Genomic DNA, 19263 nt, shown 5'->3' on the forward strand with positions numbered 1-19263 from the left:
GTGTCATCCCCTGCCTCAGATCGCCATTGGCATCGCCATACCTCCGAAATGGAAGAAGCGGGCATAGTCAAGCAAGTCCCGGCGTTGAGCCGGCTGAAGCCGGCTGATCAACTGGCGGGCGCGTGCTTCAGCAGGCGCGTCTGGCAGCCAGCGCGGAGGACTGCGCAGGGCAAGCATGAAGGGCGCCATCCAGGTTCGGTGGAGACTGACGTCAGATCCCAGCACGGGCGCCAGTTGGCGTAACTCAGGCTCGCTGAAGGCAGCGCGCAGTGAGTGGCGGTAATCTTCGGTGAACAATTCCGGCTGCAGATCGGCCCGATCCGTAGCAAAAAACTCCTGGGTCTGCGGGCGACGCAGACGACCAAAGTCGATCAGCAGAACACCGCCACCAGGCTTCAGGACTCGTCTGAGCTCGCGAAAACAGGCTTCAAGTGCTGCCAGATCTGGCAGATGATGCAGCGACAGGGTGGACGTCACCACGTCAATGGAGGCATCCGCGAATCCTTCCAGCTTGCAGATATCTCCCTGCCGCAGGCGCATGTTGTCCAACTGCTGGCGTGCCAGCGTAGCTTGGCCGTGCTCAAGCATCGCAGCCGAAGCATCTAGGCCGATGAACTGTGCCTGTGGATGCAGGCTTGCCATCACACCCAGCTGGTTCGCCGGGCCACACGCCAGATCCAGCACGGTATCACCGGGGCGAATCAAGGACAGGGTCTGGAGCGCGTTATAGACGTAGGTAAAGGCGAGGATGCCATCCTCGCGCCCGGCGCGCATGAAGGCCTCGACCTTGGCCGGATCCTCCATCACCAGCGCCGGCTCCGGAACGCGCACCTGCTCGTGACGAGCGAGGCGGTCGAGAACGAGATGGAACATCATGACGAGGCCGGACATGGCAAGAGCGTGAGCAAATTGAAACGCGATTGTAATAGGCAATCCCGCACACCAACAAAAACGCCGGTCATTCGCACGACCGGCGCCCAGGCAACGGCAAAGCCCGGAATTACTTCAGGGCAGTCATGGCCACGTGATCCATGTCCGGGAAGGTCTGGTTTTCACCCGCCATCCCCCAGATGAAGGTATAGGTCTGGGTTCCTACGCCGGTATGGATCGACCAGGACGGCGAAATCACGGCTTGCTCGTTGCGCATCACGATATGACGGGACTCGGTCGGTTCGCCACACATGTGGAAGACCACTCCGTCCGCATTCATGTTGAAGTAGAAATACACCTCCATGCGGCGCTCGTGGGTATGACAGGGCATGGTGTTCCACATGCTGCCTTCTTCCAGTTTGGTCAGGCCCATGATCAGCTGGCAGCTATCCACTACGCCCGGCACGATGTACTTGTTGATGGTACGGCGATTGGAAGTCTTGGCGTCCCCCATGGTTTGCGGGCTGGCCATTTCACGGGTGATTTTCTTGATCGGATAAACCGCGTGGGCCGGGGTGCTGTTGTAGTAGAACTTGGCAGGATGAGCAGCGTCCGTACTCCTGAACACCAACTCCTTGTTGCCCTTGCCAACGTAAAGCGCTTCTTCGCCGTTCACTGCGAACTCAACACCGTCGACGACAACGACACCGTCGCCACCAATATTGATCAAACCCAGTTCACGACGCTCCAGAAAATAGGCGGTGCCATAGGTTTTGCCCAGATCAGGCATGGCGATCGGCCCTGTCACCGGCATGATCCCGCCAAAAACGATGCGGTCGACGTGGCTATAAGTCATGGTGATCTGGTCTGCCACAAAAACCTGCTCGACCAGATACTCCTTTCGCAGACCTTCGGTATCAAGCGTCTTGCTGTAGGCGGCGTTGCAGGATTGGCGAATATCGATTTGCATGCTTGCTCCAAAGAAATGAGGCGCGGCGCGGCAGGCACCCGGCCTGTGAAAGGGTCTGACAAAGCCAAAGGCGAGCCATTGTACGAGGGCGTCAGGGCTTCCTGCTGCTGGAAGGGCTGCCCGCCCTTGATCCAGGCCACATTTCCTGTCGAAATTGCGGCCCTGCCGGGTATGATCACACGGAAAACTAAATGAAAACGCTGTCACCATCCAGCAGTTGTAGTGACAGCGAAACAATAGGCAGGGGACTCTGTAATGGCAAGCGAATACCGCGTCGTATTCAAGGGTGAGATTCTTGATGGTTTCGATCCGGAAGCCGTGCGTATCAAGGCATCAGCCAAACTCAAAGCATCGCCTGAGCAGGTCGAACGCCTGTTTTCCGGACGCAGTTCGGTACTGAAGAAAGGCATCGCCGCCGATGTCGCTGAACGTTATGTGAAAGAGCTGGGCAAAATCGGCATGCGGGTGAAGCTCGAAGCCGTGGCTGAAGCAGCCCGCACACCGCCGCCCACACCAGTCGTTCAGGCCTTCTCCGATCTGGAAAAAACTCAACTTGCCGATCCCCTGGCGCTTTCGCGCTATCTTCAGGGCGAACAGGACGCAGCCAGTGCGCCCACCGTGATCGTTACCCCCGCTCAGCAGCAGGAAGTTCTGGACGCTGTTGCCAGCATGGGCGCTGCAAACGCTCCGACCCTGATCGTGACGCCTGCGCTGCGCGCCGGTTTGCTTGCCGAGCACGCGCCCAGTGCGGCCGACATGCCGACCGTGATCGTCAATCCTGCCCCCGGTGGCAGTACCCCCGGCATGGTGGTACGCGAGGAAAAAACCAGCCCACCGCGACACGATCCGGAGCGCACCCTGATAGCTAATCCAGCCGCGCTGGACGCTTATTTCAAGACTGAAAGCAGTGCCCAGCCCGCCGCAGCCCCGACCCAATCCCAGTTCCCGACAGGCGTGCCGCTGGACCCACACAAGACCGAGCTGAACCCGGATGCGCTTGACGCGTACCTGAGCGCCCATCCTCAGCCACCGGCCATCACCAAGCCGGCGCCGCTGCGCGAGGTGACCGTCAGCGTCGCCAAGGATTTCAACACCGGGTCGGGAGATCAGGCGATCAGCGTGTTTGCCCCCTCCATGCCCAGTGGCCCCTTTGCAGCCGCAACAAGCCCGACCCAGTGGATGGAAACCGAGCAGGACGAGGATCTGGCGCCACCACCCGACCACGCAGCTACCCGCCTGCGCAAGATCAAGATCGGCGCCGCTGTCACCTTGGCCTTCCTCTTACTTTGGTGGCTACTGTAGGCCGTAGCCCCCAGAGGGGGCGTCCGGGCCGCTACAATGGCGGCCCTTTGCATTTCTGTTGACGCGCCATGCCCCTCGAACACCCTGCGCATGAAGCACTCCAGGCGCAGCTTGCAGAGCTGGATGCCGCATCGCTCAAACGCCAGCACCGGATACAGGCCCACGCCTGCAGCCCGGTAACCCTGGCCGATGGCAAGTCGCTCCTGGCATTTGCCAGCAACGACTATCTTGGGCTTGCCAATGCGCCAGAATTGATTGCCGCGGCCCAGGCTGCCGCCGCTCGCTGGGGCGTTGGTGCTGGCGCTTCGCACCTTGTCAGCGGACATACTGAAGCCCATCAGGCACTGGACGAAGCGCTCGCCCGCTTCACCGGCTTCGAAGCCGCGCTAGGATTTGCTACCGGCTATCTCGCGAACATTGCCGTCATGCCCGCTCTGCTCGGGCGGGGCGATGCCATTTTTGCCGACCGTCTTAATCACGCCTCACTGGTCGACGGCGCACGCCTCAGTCGTGCCGAACTGAACCGCTACGCCCATTGCGACCTGACCATGCTGGATGCGCAACTGTCAGCCAGCCGTGCCCGACGCAAGCTGATCGTTACCGACAGTGTATTCAGCATGGACGGTGATGTTGCGCCACTCGCCAAGCTTCTGACGCTCGCCGAACAGTACGACGCCTGGCTGCTGGTTGATGACGCACATGGCTTCGGCGTGCTTGGCCCGCAGGGACGCGGCGCACTGGCCGAGGCGGGTCTGAACTCCGGGCGCCTGATCCTGATGGGCACCCTCGGCAAGGCAGCCGGCGTGGCGGGCGCTTTCGTCGCCGCTTCGCGAACCGTCATCGACTGGCTGCTGCAAACAGCCCGCCCCTATATTTTCACCACAGCCACACCTCCGATGCTGGCAGCGACGCTGCAAGAAGCTCTGACGCTGATTGCCGCCGGTGATGAACGCCGTGCCCATCTGCAGAGGCTGATTGCCGCACTCACCGCGGGGCTTGCCGATACGCCCTGGAAGCACCTCCCCTCACGCACCGCCATTCAGCCCATCCTGATCGGCGAAAACGCCCGCACACTTGCCATCTCCAAAGCGCTTGAAGCACGCGGCCTGCACGTTCCGGCAATCCGCCCCCCGACGGTACCGCAGGGCACGGCAAGGCTGCGCGTCTCTCTATCCGCCGCACACACCGCCGAAGATGTCACCCGCCTGTGCAGCACCCTGCACGACTTAGCACAGGACTTCGCGTGACGCCCGCCCTGGTCTTCCTCCCCGGCTGGGCTTATCAGCCCACGCTCTGGGATACTCTGCGCGCAACGCTCAGCGAATTCCCCTCCCATGCGCCTGAATTGCCCATTCACGCCGGGGGGCTTGAGTGCTGGGCAGATACGCTTGCTGGCAAACTGCCGGAAAACGCCCTTCTGGTCGGCTGGTCGCTCGGCGCCATGATCGCTCTGGTGCTCGCGGCACAGCACCCTGAAAAAGTGCGCGGCCTCTATCTGATCGGGGCCACTCCGCGTTTCGTCACCACTCCGGACTGGCCACATGGGCTTGATGCATCGACGGTCAGCGCCTTCCGCCGAGGGTTTTCCAGCTCACCCGAACGCACCTTGCAGCGCTTTCTGACCCTGCAAGTGCTGGGAGACGCACGCCGCAGCACCCTCACACCGCAACTTGAAGCCTGTCTGGCCAAAACCACAGAGCCCGGCCTTGATGAAGGCCTGCAGCAACTGGAACGCGCCGAACTGCGGCCGCTGCTCGCACATGTGCGCCAGCCAGTCTATCTGCTGCATGGCAACCGGGACGCGCTGATGCCGGTCGGCGCTGCAAAGTGGCTGGCCGCCCAATTACCCACTGCCAAGCTGGAAACTCTAGCTGAGGCCGGCCACGCACCGCTGTTTGACCAAATTCCCGAGTTGGCTAGGCGCATCCGGAGCTTTGCCAATGCGCGCTGAGAAGCAGCTCATTCGCGCAGCCTTCGGCGCTGCTGCGACCCGCTATGACGCGGTCGCCGAACTCCAGCGCCGCATTGCGCGTGACTTGCTAAGCCGCACCCCCGCCGCCCACCGGATGTTGGACGCCGGTTGCGGCACCGGTTTTGGCGCCCGCCTGCTGCGTTCGGCGCACGCTGAAGCGAACGTGTTTGCGCTGGATGCGGCACAGCCCATGTGTGCCCACTCAGGCGAAGCGCTAGCCACCTGCGGCGATATCGAAGCCCTGCCCTTCGCCAACGCCAGCTTCGATCTGTACTGGTCCAGCCTCGCCTGGCAATGGACCACCCCCCTGCTGGCCGCGCACGAAGCGGCGCGTGTTCTCGCGCCCGGCGGGGTCTTGCGCGTCGCGACACTGGGCCCCGACAGTTTGCGTGAGTTGCGCGAGGCCTTTGCCAGCGTGGATAGCCATGCTCATGTGCGTGATTTCGACAGTCTTGAGCACCACGCCAATGCCTTGAACACAGCAGGCTTCAGCACTCTATATATCGAGCGTGTCGTCATCCAGGCTTTCCTGCCCGATCTCAGAACAATCCTGCGGGACTTGCGCCAGCTCGGCGCCCACGCCCTGGGGGCTGCCCGCCGTCGCGGCATGCTCGGGCGCCAGGCCTGGCAGCGTCTTGAAACCGCCTACGAAGCACACCGCAGCCCAGCCGGCTTGCCCGTGAGTTACGACGTGATTTATCTCGCTGCGAGCAAAGCATGAGCGCCTTCTTTCTTACCGGAACGGATACGGAGATCGGCAAAACCTTCTCGGCCTGCGCCCTGCTTCACGCCTGGCGCAACCAGGGATTCAGCTCCGTGGCTTACAAACCGGTTGCGGCGGGTGCGGAACTGATTGAGGGCCAATGGAGCAACGAGGACGCGCGCCGCCTGCAGGCTGCCTCCAGCCCAGGCTTCGTGCTTGAAGAAATCAACCCGCTGTGCCTGCGTACCGCCATCGCACCGCACCTGGCAGCCGCCGAGGAAGGACGCGAACTCGCACTGAGCGACATGCTGGCGGGCTTCCAAGCCCTGCAGGCGCGCGCCCAGCGCGTACTGGTCGAAGGCGTGGGTGGCTTTCGCGTACCGCTCGGGCAAGACTTTGACAGCGCCGACCTGGCCGTGGCGCTGGGCCTGCCCGTGATTCTTGTGATCGGCCTGCGTCTGGGCTGCCTGAACCACGCCCTGCTGACGACGGAAGCAATCCAGGCACGCGGCCTGAGGCTCGCTGGCTGGATCGGCAACACACTGAATCCGGCGATGAACCGACTCGATGCCAACATCAGCACGCTGCATGAGCATCTGCGTGCTCCCTGCCTGGGTATCCTGCCTCACGCAACCGATGGCGAAGCCGGCGGCGTGGCGCAGCATCTCCTTCCGCCCGCTTGAGCCCAGACCGAATCAGCGGATGATTGTCAACAGACCCTGGGCACATAGCCAAACGGGGGGAATGCTAGACTCCAAGCCTTTCCCTGCCCCGCATACCTCCTCCATGAAACGCTCCCGCCTTGGCCGCCGCAGCGGCCTGCCCCGCGAAGCTGAAGAAATTCTCTGGCTGGCCAATGGCCTGGCCGAATCCGGCAGCCGCGCCGAAGACGCCGGTTGGGAGAACCCACTCCTGAAAGCCCTCGAAGCCCTTCTGCAAGCAGGCGATGAAGAAGTGCTTACGAGCACCCTCGACCACCTCTACAACACCAACCAGCGCGCTTACGATGTGCTCGCCGACTGCATCGAAACCAGCGCCGAGCAACTGCTGACGCCAGCCGGTGAAGTGCTGTTGCTGGCTGTGCCGGTACTGGCCTGGTCACGCTTCTCGATTCCGGCCAGTGCCATTCCGGCCAAGGTGCTGAACAATCTGCGCGTGCATCTGCAAGCCCATGTACTAGCTCAGGGTGTGAAGCTCGGGCTGGCTGACGCGCTCTTCAGCCCAGATCAATTGCCTCAGGGCTATTGCGAAACCGCGCGTTTTACCGCGGCCATGATCGAAACAACCCTAGCTGAAGGCGTGCTGCACATTGATCAAGAAACCCAACCGGAAACCACTCGTTTCCTGTCGGATGTTCGTTACATTCTGGCCGCCGTTGAGGTACGCCCGGGTCAGCCGGTGTTCCACTGGCAGGAAAAGGATGGCAGCAAGGAACAGGCTGGCGAACAGTGGCGCGCCCAGGGCGGAGCCTGCCTGTTACCCCTTCTGGCCGGCTGCGCCATGGAACTGGTGCTACCCGACGCCTATTTCTCAGCCTGCCGACAGGCCGATCGCGCCTCACGCCCCTATTCGGTACGCGCTTCCGCAGCATTTTTGAGCACTACGCTGGATGTCGCGCCAGGGGAATTGCGTGCGGTGGTAGCGCCGTTCTACGACCGTCAAATCGAGGAGTACCGCATCGGTTTTACCACCACCAAGGGCAAAAACGTAGTGCATGGTGTGGTGTGGCCGCTGCTCGGACCAGAGGACGACTCGGCCGAAGTGCCCGGGCAGATTGAGGCTGCGCTGAAAGATAGCGGCATCACTCGCATCGAGCACCTCGACAACCGCTTTCCGCTGGAATACTGCGATGACTGCGGAGCCCCGATGTATCCCTCGCCGGACGGCGATGCAGTGCACGCCGAGCTGCCTGAAGACAAGGCGGAGCAGATGCCCAGACACCTGCACTGAGCCCTGCAGTGGCCGCCTCAGGGCGGCCCCTTGTGCTCATTCCATCCGGTCGGCGAGGTTACGGCCATTGATCAACACAGTGGCAGTAGACAGGCCGCTGGCGTCAGTGCTGAGCGGGTCGATCATCAGGCTGCCAGATTCAAGCTGCTTTTGCAGACGCTGCTTGGCCATATCACTGCTATCCCCCTGCAAGCCAGCCACTTTGTATTTGCGACCCTGGTAGAAAAAGGTGTCTCCATCTACTGCGTAGGCACGGTCCGGGGCGCTACGGGCTTTTACTTCAGTCTCTGGCCCGTCTGCTGCCGGTTTATCCAGCGCGTCCCGGGCGATCGGGCTGCTGAGCGTTTTTTCGACCGGCACGTTGCAAATCTTCCTGCTGGTCCAGCCCTTGGCCGTCCTGACCCTCTGCATTTTGCAGCCTTCAAGTGCAGCGCTCGTTCCTGCCGTTTTTCCGGCGGACTTCCTGGCCCCAGCCTTCTTGCCCGTAGTCTTACCCGTGGGTTTGGCTGGCACCGGTTTGCTGGTGCTTTGCTTGCTGACCGGCTTTTTGCTGCTGGTTGTTGCTGCCGCAGCAGTCTGGGCAAACCCCGCGCACAGCAGGCCGGCAAACAGGACACAAAGCACTCGCTTCATCGTTTCTCCACTTCAGGCACATTCATCGCTTCCGGCATTTTCGCACTGATCACGTGCGAACATGGCGCACAGGTGAGAAAATCCGTCTCCCGCAAAGTTCCCTACCGCCTCTCCCATGCTCCGGATTTACGGCATCAAACAATGCAGCAGCATGCAGAAAGCCTTCGCTTGGCTGGATGCACGCAGCCTTCAATATGACTTCCACGACTACAAGAAAAACGGCATCGACGCCGTTACCTTGCAAACCTGGAGTACCCAGGCGGGCTGGCAAGTTTTGCTCAACACGCGCGGCACCACCTGGCGAAAACTTAGCGAGAGCGAACGTCAGGATGTTGATGAGGCCAAAGCCATTCGCCTGATGCAAGCCAACCCCAGCCTCATCAAGCGGCCCGTCATCACCGGCGGCAAGCAACTGGTCGTAGGTTTCGACGAAGCCCGCCTTGCCGCAGCCCTGGAGCCTCAAGCATGACCAATGCCGTTACCCGTTTCATGCTCGATGCACTGGATATCCGTGGTGCGGTCGTTCAGTTAGGAAGCACCTGGCAGCAAGTGTGCGTCGGTCGCCACTATCCACCGGCGGTGCAATCACTGCTCGGCCAGATGTGCGCTGTGACTGCAGTCATCGCTGCCAATCTCAAACAGGCAGCCCGGATCACCTTTCAGCTCAGCGGCCACGGCCCGGTTTCGCTACTGGTGATTGACTGTAATGAACGCTTGAACCTGCGCGGCTACGCCCGCCACGAAGCGGCGCCTGTCGGGCCTACCGGCCTACAGGAACTGCTCGGTGACGGCCGCCTGCTGATGTCACTCGACATGGAGGGGGCACGCCAGCCCTGGCAAAGTTATGTACCGGTCGAAGGTGAATCAATCGCAGCGGTTTTTGAGCACTACCTGGCACAATCCGAACAGCAACCCGCACTGCTCGTGCTGTTTGCCAACCAAGAACAGGCTACCGGCCTGTTCCTGCAGAAGCTGCCCGGTGCAGATCTCAAAGATGCAGACGGCTGGAATCGCATCGTGCACCTCGCTTCAACCGTGAAAGCAGAAGAGTTGATGGAGCTTTCAGCTGAGGAAGTGTTGCTGCGCCTGTTTTTCGAAGAAGAGGTGCGTATGTTTGAAGCACGCCCGGTGACCCATGACTTCCCACCGGATCGCGACAAGATCGCTACCATGCTGCGCAGCCTTGGTCACGAAGAAATCAAACGCATCCTGGCCGAGCATGGCGAAGTACGTATCCATGATGATCTTTCCAATCATGAGTACATATTCAGCCGAGAAGAAGCGCTGGCGCTATTTAGTCAGGGCCGACCGACCCTGCACTGACTGGCGTCAAACAACAATGGAAATGGCCGTCACAAGACGGCCATTTTTTTATTTGAACTCGCGTAATTCAGGCGGTGTTTCGTCCCGATCTCCGTGTGGATGATGCTCCCAGGCTTTGACGTAGACCTGATTGGATTGCTTGATCAGACGCTGCGGCGCGGTTGCATTGCGGCTACGCGTTTCTTCGCAGAAATGGGTCAGCGAGCGCTTGATTCGTGAAATCAGGCTGTCGTCGAGACAAAAGCCCTCAGCCTCCAGAGCCTGCTCAATACCACGCAGGGAGTAGTGCGCAAGGTCGTAACACACATGCAGACTCTCCGCGTGCACTCCGGGCTCCACATGCAGCCAAGGTTGATTCTGCAGGAACAGCAAAGCTCTGGCGCTCTGACCTTCCGGATACTGCGCAAAGCGTAGCTCGTGCTCGCACAATGCCTCAGCCAGCGCGTTTTCGTGCAGATGCTTGCGTCCGGCAAGCTTGTAGGCAGTTTCGCGACGCATCATGCCCTCCGCCGTCAAATGCGGGCCAACCGACGGCTGACCCGGTATTCACTTACTTGGGCTGCGAGGCCTCAGCTGCCGGCTCCGCGACTTCGGATTTCACAACAGCAACCGGTTTGCCCTTGAGCAGATTCATGGCTTGCTCAAATTGATAGTCACCCGCACCAGCTGGCTCAAAACGTGCAGGCGGTTCATCAGCTTCAGGCTTGCGACCATTCTTGGCCGGCTTTGCTGCCGGGGCAGACGCGGACGCAGCAGGCGCAGATTGCTCTGTCGGATTGGCAAGATGACGCGTCAGATCGGCTTCACGATAGAACGGCTCCGAAGAACCATTCGGCGTCTCATCAACCTGGAAGTCGGGATCGATACCCTTTGCCTGGATCGAACGGCCAAGCGGTGTGAAGTACTTGGCGATGGTCAGCTTGACGCCAGTCTGCCCTTGGATGATCGGGAAAATGGATTGCACAGACCCCTTGCCAAAGGAACGAATTCCCAGCACTTTGACGCGCTTGTAGTCCTGCAAGGCTCCGGCCACGATCTCCGAGGCCGAAGCAGAACCACCGTTGACGATCACCACCATCGGCACGGTCTTCACGCCCTTGGGTAGACTCTTGAGTGCATCCTCACTGCCACGCGAATACTCGCTGGCCTCTGCGTGATACTTACGCCGTGCATCGGGGATACGCCCCTCCGAATACACCACTAGACTCTTGGCTGGCAGGAATGCGGCGGAGACTCCTACCGCCGCATCGATCAGACCACCCGGGTTGTTTCGCAGATCAAGCACCAGCCCCTTGAGCGGGCCATCCTTGTAAAGCTTATCCAGATGGCGAGCCAGGTCAGCCGTCGTCTGTTCCTGGAACTGGGCCACACGAACATAGCCATAGCCCGGCTCAATCAATTTGGACTTGACGCTTTGCACCTGGATTTCTTCACGCACCAGCGTGAACTCGAGCGGTTTTGTTTCACCCTTGCGCACAATGGTGATGTTGATCGAGGTGCCAGGCTTTCCGCGCATGCGCTTGACGGCATCGGTCAAGGTCAGGCCGCGCACAGGGGTATCATCGAGCTTGAAAATCAGATCACCAGACTTGATGCCAGCACGGAAAGCTGGCGTGTCTTCGATCGGGCTGACGACCTTGACCAGACCATCTTCCATCGAAACCTCGATACCCAGGCCACCAAATTTACCCTTGATCGAGATCTGCATGTCCTTGAAGGCTTCTTCATCAAGGAACTGCGAATGTGGATCCAGACCCGCGACCATGCCGCTGATCGCATCGTTGATGAGTTTCTTGTCTTCGACCGGCTCTACGTAAAGCTGCTTGATGTGGTTGAACACGTCAGCGAGGCTACGCACCTCATCCACCGGGAGCTGCGGCGTTGCACCGCCTTCGCGATTGGCGTTGGCCGCGAACTGCAGGCTCACCAGCACCCCCAGGCACATGCCGCACAGCACCAACCCCAACTGCTTGAATCTGCTCATCAGCTCTCCGTCAGACTATTTTGCCGCCATCCATTTGGCGGGATCTTGCGGTTGCCCGCGATGTCGTATTTCAAAGTATAAACCCGATTCTTCGAGGCCACCGCTGCTGCCCGCACTGGCCAGCACCTCTCCTGCCCGTACGTCGTCTCCCGGGTTCTTGAAGAGCGACTCATTGTTGCCATACACGCTCATGTAACCATTGCCGTGATCAACGATCACAAGGTTGCCAAAACCGCGCAACCAGTCGGCAAAAGCTATCTTGCCGGAGGCGATGGCGCGCACATCGGCACCACTGGCTGTTTTGATGAAAACCCCACGCCAGCTCGCCCCCCCCTCCGCACGCGGGCTGCCGAATCGCGCCTTGATGGTACCTGCCACGGGCCACGCCAGTGCCCCCTTGCGCGCAGCAAATTCACCGCCCTCAACATCACTATCGGCCACGCGAGAAATCTGCTCTTCCTTGCCTACGGGCTTGCTTGGAGCAGACTGAACGCTTCTGGGCGCAGGCGACGGACGGCTGCGAGAAATTTTCTCCAGTCCACGCAACAGCTTTTCCATGCGCGCCTCGTCACGTTGCAGGGTCTGCATCTGCTTGCGCTGACCACGCAACTGACTGGCGATCTGCTCCAGCACTTCACGCTGCTTGCGTCGCTCGCTCTGCAAGCCCTCCTGCTCGCCGCGACGCTGCTGCTCAAGACGCAGCAGTTCAGTCCGTCTAGTCTCGGCCTGGGCTACCACGCCAGCCAACTCCTGCATCGCCGAGCGGGCACGCTCGATCGCCACAATGCGCTGACGCGCAATCTGCTCGAGGTAATAGGCATCCCGGGACAACTGATTTGGACTATCGCCAGAAAGAAAGCGGCGAGCCCCCCCCTGGCCACCTTCAACATACATGCGGAACACTGCATCGCCCAATTGCTTTCGCAATACGGCAATCTCGTTTTCAAGCGCGAGCTGCTGCTCCCGCAAGCGTTGAATTTCGGCTTCAGCTGCCTGACGTAACAGTGATATTTCACGCAGGCGGCGCTGCGCGGCAGAAATGGCCTTGTCCGAGCCAGCCAGCTCGTCAGCCACCTCCTCCTTGTTTTCTTCGCTGCGGGCAATTTCATCCTGCAGGCTATGGATCTTCTCGCGCAGGGCGGAAAGCTCACTGCGCTTGCTGTCAGCCGGGGCCGCACGGACTCCGGCTGACATCAGGCAGGCGCCTGCCATGCATACAGCGGCAAGGCCTGCTCGCCAAGTCATCAGGCCTTGGCCTTGCCCTGATTGGCAACTGCGTTCATTGCAGCCTCGATCACCGACGGATCAGCCAAGTAGTAGCTCTTGATCGGCTTCAGATCCGCATCCAGTTCATACACCAGCGGTTGTGCAGTCGGGATGTTGAGCTTGAGGATGGCCTCTTCGCTCATGTTGTCCAGGTACTTGACCAAGGCACGCAGGCTGTTGCCATGGGCAGCAATAACCACGCGTTTGCCGGATTTCACTACCGGCGCAATGGTCTCCAACCAGTAGGGAATGAAGCGCTCGACCGTGTCCTTCAGACACTCGGTGCGCGGAAATTCGCCCGGCTTCATGTCAGCGTAGCGCGGAGCCTTATCTTCCATGCGCGGATCGTCCAAATCCAGAGCAGGCGGCGGCACATCATAGGACCGACGCCACACCAGCACCTGCTCCTCGCCGAACTTGGCTGCGGTTTCAGACTTGTTGAGACCTTGTAGCGCACCGTAGTGACGCTCATTCAGACGCCAGCTGTGTTCGACCGGAATCCACAGTTGATCCATCTGTTCCAGTACGCCATTCAAGGTCTTGTTGGCACGCTTGAGCATCGAGGTGTAGGCGATGTCGAATTCAAAGCCCTTTTCCTTGAGCAGCTTGCCGGCGGTAATCGCTTCTTCGACACCACGCGGCGTGAGATCCACATCGGTCCAGCCGGTAAAGCGATTTTCAAGGTTCCAGGTGGATTCACCGTGACGCATCAATACGATTTTGTACATGACGTTAGCCTATCAGAGGGAAGTGAAAGCGGTCTCTCCGCCGCCCGTAAAACGCGGGTTGCGGCAAAAGTGGTATTGTATCGGATCACTTGGCCCGCGACGCATTGCCGCACGAGCGGATCGCGCGTGTTTTTGATCGCAGGCACGTTTTCCGGAATTTTGCAGAAAAGAACCATGGATTTCGTTTCACAAAACATCTTCCTAATCACCCTCGCCGTCATCAGCGGCCTGGCTCTCTTCATCCCCGTACTGCGCGATGCCCAGGCCAGCACCAGCCAGGTTTCGCCGGCCCAGGCCGTCATGCTGCTGAACCGCCAGAATGCGGTCATCGTTGACGTGCGCGAAACCGCAGAGCTTGCGACAGGCAAGATCGAAGGTGCCCGCCACATCCCTGCTGGCGAGATCAAGGCCCGCAGTGGCGAACTGGATAAATTCAAGAACCGTCCGCTGATTCTCGTATGCGAGAGCGGCGCGCGCTCTGGCCGAGCCCTGGCCGATCTGCGCAAAGCCGGCTTTGCCCAAGCCTACAATCTGGCCGGTGGCATCAAAGCCTGGAAAGAAGCAGGTCAGCCTCTTGCTGGTAGCAAACAGACATGAGCAAGGTCGTCATGTATTCCACGGGCGTCTGTCCGTATTGCGTACGTGCCGAGCAACTGCTGCTGCGCAAAGGTGTCACTGATCTTGAAAAAATCAGGATCGATCTGGATCCGCAGCAGCGCGATCACATGATCGAGATCACCGGCCGGCGCACCGTCCCCCAGATTTTCATCGGCGCTACGCATGTGGGCGGCTGTGACGACCTGTATGCGCTTGAGCACGAGGGCAAGCTTGAAGCCCTGCTCAAGGACGCCTGACACTTACCCGTTTTAACTTCCACGCGGAAACTCCACATCATGGATCAGAACCAGCAACCCGTTTTCAAGATTGAAAAGCTCTACGTCAAGGACCTCTCGCTGGAAGTGCCGAACGCTCCGGCCATCTACCTCGACCCGAATTCGCCTTCCGTAAATGTTGACCTCACCACCCAGGCGGCGGCCGTGGGTGAAGGCTTCTTCGAAGTGTCGATCACGGTAACCGTGACGGCCAAGATGGAAGAGGAAGAGAAGGTCGTCTTCCTGGTCGAAGCAACCCAGGCCGGCATTTTCCAGGTGCGCAACATCCCCGCTACGGACATTGAGCCTCTGCTGATGATCGGCTGCGCCAACATCCTGTTCCCGTATGCCCGCGAAACCGTGTCGGACGCGGTCACCCGCGCAGGCTTCCAACCGGTGCTGCTGGCGCCAGTTAACTTCGAAGGCATGTATGAAGCTCGCCAGCAAGAACTCGCCGCTCAGCAGCCGAAGATCGAAGTGCCGATTCAGTAAGCAGGCCTTCAAAGCATGAAGCACGGATTCCTCAGACTGATCCTGGCCTGCAGCGCGGCATCCGCGTCCTTCGCGGCGCCGGCTCTGGAGTACAAGTCCTTGGCCGACAATGCCATCTTGTATGACGCCGGCTCCACCAAGGCGCAGCCGCAGTTCATCCTGCTCAAGGGCACACCGGTCGAAGTGATTGTGACGGTGGACAAGTGGCTCAAGGTGCGTGAGCAAGGTGGTGGCATGGGCTGGGTTGAGCGCGGCAGCATCAGCGACAGCCAGCAAGTCATCGTCAGCGCAGCCACGGCTGACGTACGCCAGCGCGCCGAGGAATCCGCACCGCTGGTCTTCCAGGGCAGCAAGGGCTTGTTGCTGGAAGTACTTGAAAAACCTGTCGGTGCCTGGCTAAAAGTCCGGCACCGCGACGGGCAGAGCGGTTACGTTTCGCTCAAATCTGTCTGGGGAATCTGAACGTGTCCCGTATTGTTGTACTCGGCGCAGGTGCCTGGGGCACTGCGCTGGCGAATTCCTATTGCTCTTCCAATCACAGCGTCACGCTTTGGAGCATCGAGGCCGATCATGTCGCCGAGATGCAGGCCGAACGCGTCAATCGTCGTTACCTGCCGGACATCGCGCTGAATGAAACACTCGCCATTACGGGCGACTTTGCCACCGCCTGCAAAGATGCCGACCTGGCACTAATTGCCACGCCGGTAGCGGGTCTGCGCCCTACGCTGAAACGTATCGCCACCGAGTTTCCGACCCTGCCGGTGCTGTGGGTGTGCAAGGGCTTCGAAGCGGGCAGCGGCAAATTGCCACATGAGGTGGCCGCCGAGCTTCTGGCACCAGGTACTGGCCGCGGCGCACTAACCGGGCCCAGCTTTGCGCAGGAAGTCGCCACCGGCCTGCCCTGCGCAATCACCTTGGCCTCGAAGGACCTTGCTTTTGCGCGCCACTGGGCCGGTAAGTTGATGCATCCGCGCCTGCGCCTCTATGCCAATGACGACATTGTCGGTGCCGAGATCGGCGCTGCGGTGAAAAACGTGCTGGCGATTGCTGCCGGCATCTCAGACGGGCTCGGCTTTGGTTTCAACGCCCGCGCCGCCCTGCTGACGCGTGGGCTGGCCGAAATTGCCCGGCTCAGCACTGCACTAGGCGGACGCAGCGAAACCCTGATGGGCCTCGCCGGCATGGGCGACCTGATCCTCACCGCGACCGGCGATCTCTCGCGCAACCGTCGCGTCGGTCTGGCGCTAGCAGAAGGCAAGCAATTGCCGCAGATCCTCCAGGAACTCGGGCATGTAGCAGAAGGCGTGCTGACCACGGCCACTGTGGTGCAGCGTGCCCGCAGCCTGAGCGTCGAAATGCCGATCACAGAGGCGGTGCATGCCGTGCTTGAAGGAGGCTTGAATCCACGCGACGCGGTCGAGCAATTGATGACCCGTGAAGCCAGATTGGAGAACGGCGCGGGCTGATACTCGCCCGAGCCGAAAAACAAAGCCCGGTCATGTGCCGGGCTTTGTTTTTGCGCAGCAAGCGCTCAGAGTTCAAACATCTCCGGATACTGCGCCGCCAACTGCGGCAACTGCTGCAGGATCTCGGCCATATGAATGCGCACTGCCGCCTCGGCCGCACTGGCGTCATGCGCCGCAATGGCCTCGACGATCTCGCTGTGCTGGCCGATCAACCGTTCGGCCGGGCTGACATCGGTGTAGCTCAAATAGCGCACCCGATCCATCTGCGCCTTGATTTGGTCCACCACGCGCCAGGCCGCCTCGCGCCCGGCGATCAGGGCAATTTCATGATGCATGGCTTCGTCGGCAGCCAGAAACTCCGCATTACCTTGAGCGCCCGCCTGCGCCTCCAACGTTGCGCGCAGGCGTGCAACCGCAGCCTCATCGGCTTTCAGCGCTGCCTCCCGCGCCACCGCCACTTCAATCGCCTCGCGTACGAAGCGCGCATCCAGCACATCCGCCATCACTATGCGCTTTACATAAGTGCCACGCTGCGGGCGGATTTCGACCAGATCTTCCTGCGCCAAACGAATGAAAGCCTCACGCACCGGCTGGCGACTAACCGTGTAGCGCGCCGCAATCTCGGCTTCTGACAATGCCGTACCCGGCTTCAGCTCGGCACGCACAATGGCGTCGCGCAAGGCCTGGTGAAGCTGGGAGCCGATGGATGCGGCGCGTTGCGGAATGCTTTTCATGATTTCGTTGACCCTCAAAAACTCACTGCTATACTACCATACAAGTTAGATCACCCGAAGGAGTAGCGCAATGAAGATGACCTTCCGCTGGTACGGCGAATCCGATCCGGTCAAGCTCGAATACATCCGCCAGATCCCCGGCATGACCGGCATCGTGTCGGCTATTTACGACGTGCCGGTCGGTGAAGTGTGGCCGCTGGAGAGCCTGCAAAAGCTCAAGGCCCGCATCGAAAGCGTCGGTCTGAAATTCGAGGTGGTGGAAAGCGTGCCGGTGCATGAAGACATCAAGCTCGGCAAGCCTTCGCGCGACCGGCTGATCGTCAACTACCAGCAAAACATCCGCAATTGCGCCGCCGCAGGCGTGAAGGTGATCTGCTACAACTTCATGCCGGTCTTCGACTGGACTCGTACCGAGCTCGAAAAAGAGTTGCCGGACGGCTCCACCACGCTGGCCTTCGATGCTGCAGCGATCGAGAAGCTCGACATATCCAAAGGCATTTCCCTGCCGGGCTGGGATAGCAGCTACGGCGCCGATCAGCTGCGCGCGCTGCTCGATGAATATGCCGCCGTGGGGGAAGAACAGCTGTGGGCCAATCTGGAGTATTTCCTGAAGGCCATCATCCCGGTCGCCGAAGAAGTCGGCGTGAAGATGGCCATGCACCCGGATGATCCGCCCCGCCCGATCTTCGGCCTGCCACGCATCGTGAAGAACCGCGACGATCTGGCGCGTCTGGTGAAAATCGTCGACTCACCGGCCAACGGTCTCACGCTGTGCTCGGGCTCGCTCGGCGCGGATCTGTGCAACAACATCGAATCCCTGGTGCGCGAATTTGGCGGCATGGGTCGCATCCATTTCGGCCACCTGCGCAATGTGGCGGTGGATCCGGACGGCAGTTTCCATGAAGCGCCGCATCTGTCCTGCACCGGCTCGCTTGATATGGCTCGCATCCTGCGCGCTTACCATGAGATAGGCTTTGAAGGTTATGTGCGCCCGGACCACGGCCGCATGATCTGGGGCGAAACCGGCAAGCCCGGTTACGGCCTCTATGACCGCGCCCTCGGGGCGGTCTACCTCAACGGACTATGGGAAGCCATCACCAAGTTCGTTCCCGCCCAACCTGAACAGAAAGACGCAGCATGAGCGCCACCGACAATTCCCTGCCCTTCGCAATCGACTTGAACAACAAGGTGGCCGTCGTCACCGGCGGTGCCGGCGTGCTCGGCGCCGCCATGTGCCGGGCGCTGGCCGCCTGCGGCGCGAAGGTCGTGATTATCGGCCGCGACCTAGCCAAGGCTGAGGCCCTGGCCGGCGAAATCGAAGCCACGGGTGGCGTTGCCCAGGGCCTGTCCTGCAATGTGCTCGACCGCGCTGCACTGGAAAGCGCAGCAACCCACATTGCCAGTAGCTTCGGACCCTGCGACATCCTGATCAACGGCGCCGGCGGTAATCACCCGAAAGGCATCACCGATCAGGAGTACCTGGACACCACCGGCAGCGGCAGCAATTTCTTCGACCTGGACATGGAAGGCTTCAAATTCGTGTTCGATCTGAACCTGATGGGTACCCTGCTCCCCAGCCAGGTTTTCGCGAAACAGATGCTCGGCCGCCCCGGCTGCTCGATCATCAACATTTCCTCGATGTCCGCACTCAAGCCCCTGACCAAGGTTGCCGCCTACAGCGGCGCCAAGGCGGCAGTCAGCAACTTCACCCAGTGGCTGGCCGTGCATCTGGGGCAGAGCGGCGTGCGCGTGAATGCGCTCGCGCCTGGCTTCTTCATCACCGAACAGAATCACAAGCTGATGCTGCAGGAAGATGGCAACTACACCCCGCGCGCCCAGAAAGTGATCGCCCAGACGCCGATGCGTCGCTTCGGCGAGGCCAATGAGCTGATCGGCGCCCTGCTGTGGCTGGTGGAACCCAAGGCCTCCGGCTTCGTCACCGGGTCGATCATCGCGGTTGACGGTGGTTTCTCGGCCTACGCCGGGGTTTGAACCCTC

24 protein-coding genes are annotated in these 19263 nt (G+C 60.5%); 16 read left to right on the top strand and 8 right to left on the bottom strand.

All coding sequences use genetic code 11. The features are described 5' to 3' along the window. Nucleotides 1-15: 15 nt before the first annotated feature. Both Q3Y64_RS04310 and kduI read right to left on the bottom strand, forming a co-directional pair. On the bottom strand, nucleotides 16-891 hold the full coding sequence (locus tag Q3Y64_RS04310; RefSeq protein ID WP_101943852.1) for a class I SAM-dependent methyltransferase: 876 nt from the start codon (nucleotides 889-891) through the stop codon (nucleotides 16-18). Nucleotides 892-1000: 109 nt separating this feature from the next. Beyond that, on the bottom strand, nucleotides 1001-1840 hold the full coding sequence (gene kduI / locus Q3Y64_RS04315) for a 5-dehydro-4-deoxy-D-glucuronate isomerase (protein WP_216821775.1): 840 nt from the start codon (nucleotides 1838-1840) through the stop codon (nucleotides 1001-1003). A gap of 255 nt (nucleotides 1841-2095) precedes the next feature. Between kduI and Q3Y64_RS04320 the strand changes: the two genes are divergently transcribed. The 6 genes from Q3Y64_RS04320 (at nucleotide 2096) to Q3Y64_RS04345 (ending at nucleotide 7767) form a co-directional block, all read left to right on the top strand. Then, nucleotides 2096-3142, top strand: coding sequence for a hypothetical protein (locus Q3Y64_RS04320; RefSeq protein WP_303560228.1), 1047 nt, complete (start codon nucleotides 2096-2098; stop codon nucleotides 3140-3142). 68 nt (nucleotides 3143-3210) lie between these two features. Next, complete coding sequence (bioF, locus tag Q3Y64_RS04325; RefSeq protein ID WP_303560229.1) at nucleotides 3211-4389, top strand: 8-amino-7-oxononanoate synthase; 1179 nt, start codon at nucleotides 3211-3213, stop codon at nucleotides 4387-4389. Further along, nucleotides 4386-5093, top strand: a complete 708-nt coding sequence (locus tag Q3Y64_RS04330) for an alpha/beta fold hydrolase (protein ID WP_303560230.1) — start codon at nucleotides 4386-4388, stop codon at nucleotides 5091-5093. Before bioF ends, Q3Y64_RS04330 begins: the two co-directional genes overlap by 4 nt. Further along, on the top strand, nucleotides 5083-5835 hold the full coding sequence (locus tag Q3Y64_RS04335; protein WP_303560231.1) for a methyltransferase domain-containing protein: 753 nt from the start codon (nucleotides 5083-5085) through the stop codon (nucleotides 5833-5835). Before Q3Y64_RS04330 ends, Q3Y64_RS04335 begins: the two co-directional genes overlap by 11 nt. Beyond that, a complete protein-coding gene (gene bioD, locus Q3Y64_RS04340; RefSeq protein ID WP_303560232.1) occupies nucleotides 5832-6500 on the top strand; it encodes a dethiobiotin synthase in 669 nt (222 codons plus the stop codon). The genes Q3Y64_RS04335 and bioD overlap by 4 nt, the downstream gene beginning before the upstream one ends. Before the next feature lie 103 nt (nucleotides 6501-6603). After that, nucleotides 6604-7767, top strand: a complete 1164-nt coding sequence (locus Q3Y64_RS04345) for a DUF2863 family protein (RefSeq protein ID WP_303560233.1) — start codon at nucleotides 6604-6606, stop codon at nucleotides 7765-7767. A 36-nt stretch (nucleotides 7768-7803) separates the two neighbouring features. Here the strand turns inward: Q3Y64_RS04345 and Q3Y64_RS04350 are convergent, their stop codons facing one another. Further along, a complete protein-coding gene (locus tag Q3Y64_RS04350) occupies nucleotides 7804-8127 on the bottom strand; it encodes a hypothetical protein (protein ID WP_143707448.1) in 324 nt (107 codons plus the stop codon). Between the two features lies 1 nt (nucleotide 8128). On the opposite strand from Q3Y64_RS04350, the gene Q3Y64_RS04355 reads away from it, so the two are divergent. The 3 genes from Q3Y64_RS04355 to Q3Y64_RS04365 all read left to right on the top strand — a co-directional run bounded on the left by Q3Y64_RS04355 (nucleotide 8129) and on the right by Q3Y64_RS04365 (nucleotide 9723). Beyond that, on the top strand, nucleotides 8129-8449 hold the full coding sequence (locus Q3Y64_RS04355) for a hypothetical protein (protein WP_303560234.1): 321 nt from the start codon (nucleotides 8129-8131) through the stop codon (nucleotides 8447-8449). Nucleotides 8450-8515: 66 nt separating this feature from the next. Next, on the top strand, nucleotides 8516-8869 hold the full coding sequence (locus Q3Y64_RS04360) for an ArsC family reductase (RefSeq protein WP_101943866.1): 354 nt from the start codon (nucleotides 8516-8518) through the stop codon (nucleotides 8867-8869). Then, nucleotides 8866-9723, top strand: coding sequence for an Hsp33 family molecular chaperone HslO (locus Q3Y64_RS04365; RefSeq protein WP_303560235.1), 858 nt, complete (start codon nucleotides 8866-8868; stop codon nucleotides 9721-9723). Before Q3Y64_RS04360 ends, Q3Y64_RS04365 begins: the two co-directional genes overlap by 4 nt. A 48-nt stretch (nucleotides 9724-9771) precedes the next feature. On the opposite strand, the gene Q3Y64_RS04370 is transcribed toward Q3Y64_RS04365, so the two are convergent. Genes Q3Y64_RS04370 through gpmA form a run of 4 tightly spaced genes read right to left on the bottom strand, consistent with a single transcriptional unit; the run spans nucleotide 9772 to nucleotide 13701 of the window. Further along, a complete protein-coding gene (locus Q3Y64_RS04370; protein WP_303560236.1) occupies nucleotides 9772-10224 on the bottom strand; it encodes a hypothetical protein in 453 nt (150 codons plus the stop codon). Between the two features lie 49 nt (nucleotides 10225-10273). Then, on the bottom strand, nucleotides 10274-11710 hold the full coding sequence (locus tag Q3Y64_RS04375) for a S41 family peptidase (RefSeq protein ID WP_101943871.1): 1437 nt from the start codon (nucleotides 11708-11710) through the stop codon (nucleotides 10274-10276). A 12-nt stretch (nucleotides 11711-11722) separates the two neighbouring features. Beyond that, nucleotides 11723-12901: a murein hydrolase activator EnvC gene (locus Q3Y64_RS04380; protein ID WP_303560237.1), complete on the bottom strand. Its 1179-nt coding sequence runs from the start codon at nucleotides 12899-12901 to the stop codon at nucleotides 11723-11725. A 50-nt stretch (nucleotides 12902-12951) separates the two neighbouring features. Further along, complete coding sequence (gene gpmA, locus Q3Y64_RS04385; protein ID WP_101943874.1) at nucleotides 12952-13701, bottom strand: 2,3-diphosphoglycerate-dependent phosphoglycerate mutase; 750 nt, start codon at nucleotides 13699-13701, stop codon at nucleotides 12952-12954. Between gpmA and Q3Y64_RS04390 the strand changes: the two genes are divergently transcribed. From Q3Y64_RS04390 to Q3Y64_RS04410, 5 genes are read left to right on the top strand one after another with little or no spacing between them, the layout of a single operon-like run. Further along, nucleotides 13675-14298: a rhodanese-like domain-containing protein gene (locus Q3Y64_RS04390; protein WP_254048275.1), complete on the top strand. Its 624-nt coding sequence runs from the start codon at nucleotides 13675-13677 to the stop codon at nucleotides 14296-14298. The two genes, gpmA and Q3Y64_RS04390, sit on opposite strands and share 27 nt — an antisense overlap. Beyond that, nucleotides 14295-14555, top strand: a complete 261-nt coding sequence (grxC, locus tag Q3Y64_RS04395) for a glutaredoxin 3 (RefSeq protein WP_101943877.1) — start codon at nucleotides 14295-14297, stop codon at nucleotides 14553-14555. Before Q3Y64_RS04390 ends, grxC begins: the two co-directional genes overlap by 4 nt. Before the next feature lie 39 nt (nucleotides 14556-14594). Then, nucleotides 14595-15065, top strand: a complete 471-nt coding sequence (secB, locus tag Q3Y64_RS04400; protein WP_101943879.1) for a protein-export chaperone SecB — start codon at nucleotides 14595-14597, stop codon at nucleotides 15063-15065. Nucleotides 15066-15080: 15 nt separating this feature from the next. Continuing rightward, nucleotides 15081-15527, top strand: a complete 447-nt coding sequence (locus Q3Y64_RS04405; protein ID WP_101943880.1) for an SH3 domain-containing protein — start codon at nucleotides 15081-15083, stop codon at nucleotides 15525-15527. Beyond that, entirely contained in the window at nucleotides 15524-16531 is a 1008-nt protein-coding gene (locus tag Q3Y64_RS04410; protein WP_303560377.1) for an NAD(P)H-dependent glycerol-3-phosphate dehydrogenase, read from the top strand. The genes Q3Y64_RS04405 and Q3Y64_RS04410 overlap by 4 nt, the downstream gene beginning before the upstream one ends. 65 nt (nucleotides 16532-16596) lie before the next feature. Here Q3Y64_RS04410 and Q3Y64_RS04415 read toward each other — a convergent pair whose 3' ends face one another. Beyond that, the gene (locus Q3Y64_RS04415) at nucleotides 16597-17265 is read right to left on the bottom strand and encodes a GntR family transcriptional regulator (RefSeq protein ID WP_303560238.1); all 669 of its coding nucleotides are present in this window, start codon (nucleotides 17263-17265) and stop codon (nucleotides 16597-16599) included. Nucleotides 17266-17335: 70 nt separating this feature from the next. Between Q3Y64_RS04415 and uxuA the strand changes: the two genes are divergently transcribed. Further along, nucleotides 17336-18406: a mannonate dehydratase gene (uxuA, locus tag Q3Y64_RS04420; RefSeq protein WP_303560239.1), complete on the top strand. Its 1071-nt coding sequence runs from the start codon at nucleotides 17336-17338 to the stop codon at nucleotides 18404-18406. Next, complete coding sequence (locus tag Q3Y64_RS04425; RefSeq protein ID WP_101943887.1) at nucleotides 18403-19257, top strand: SDR family oxidoreductase; 855 nt, start codon at nucleotides 18403-18405, stop codon at nucleotides 19255-19257. The genes uxuA and Q3Y64_RS04425 overlap by 4 nt, the downstream gene beginning before the upstream one ends. Nucleotides 19258-19263 lie beyond the last annotated feature (6 nt).

Source organism: Uliginosibacterium sp. 31-12 (assembly GCF_030548425.1).
Classification (GTDB): domain Bacteria; phylum Pseudomonadota; class Gammaproteobacteria; order Burkholderiales; family Rhodocyclaceae; genus Uliginosibacterium; species Uliginosibacterium aquaticum.